The following is a 995-nucleotide window of genomic DNA, read 5'->3' as shown; positions in this document are numbered from 1 at the left end:
GTTCCCGTCGTCACCGTCAAAGCCGACCCGAACCTCGGCCAGAACATCGACATCAGCAACAACACGTCGATCACCAACCTGTCGGCCGGGTTCAACGTGAAAGCGGGGGCGAACACCGGAGCGATCCAGGCCGGCAACACCCTTGAATTCGCCGGCAAGAACTACGTGGAAGCCGAGTACGACAGCACGGCCAAGAAGATGACCATCGGCCTCGACGACGCCACCAAGAACAAGATTGACAACCTCAGCACCACCATCAACAACGCGTCCAAATGGACCATCAAAGACGGAGAGACGCCGGCGGGCGAGAAAGAAATCAACAGCACCACCCCGCTCGTCGTCAAAGGCGAAAACGGCGTCACTACCAAAGTCGACACGGGCGGCCTCACCATCGGCCTGGACGGTTCGACGCTGAGCAGCACCATCAACAACAGCTCCACCGTCATCACCAACGTGCAGGCAAAGTTCAAGATCGCCGGCGACAGCACCGGTCCGCAGGAAGTGACCGTGGACAAGACCGGCACACAGACCGTGAAATTCGCCGGCGACGGCAACATCATCGAATCCGAAGTCGGCACGAGCGGCGTGAAGTACAAGGTTAACACCACGAACCTGAACACCGCCATCAACAACCAGATCGCCAACAACCTCACCATCATCGGACACACCACCGACATTAACGCCCTGAAAGCCGGCTTCACCGTCAGCAACGAAGCCGGAACGAAACAGGACATCACCCTCGGCGGCGCGTCCAAAAAGAACATTCAGTTCAAGGGCGAGACAAACAAGATCCTCGTCGAAGTCGCCAACGCCTCCGACGGAGCCACCGTCACCGTCAAAGCCGACCCGAATCTCGGCCAGCATATCGACATCAGCAACAACAACGCCATCACCACCCTGTCGGCCGGCTTCAACGTAAAAGCGGGGGCGAACACCGGAGCGATCCAGGCCGGTAACACCCTCGAATTCGCCGGCAAAAACTACGTGGAAGTCGA

1 protein-coding gene is annotated in these 995 nt (G+C 58.6%); it reads left to right on the top strand.

What is annotated here, in order from left to right; genetic code table 11:
• A partial coding sequence (locus D7D26_RS12395) for a hypothetical protein (protein ID WP_158606360.1) occupies positions 1–995 on the top strand: 995 nt, incomplete at both ends.

Origin of the sequence: Pyramidobacter sp. CG50-2 (genome assembly GCF_003612005.1) — a bacterium.
Classification (GTDB): domain Bacteria; phylum Synergistota; class Synergistia; order Synergistales; family Dethiosulfovibrionaceae; genus Pyramidobacter.
Note: the sequence above shows the minus strand (reverse complement) of the source record. Positions and strands in the feature narration are given on the sequence as shown.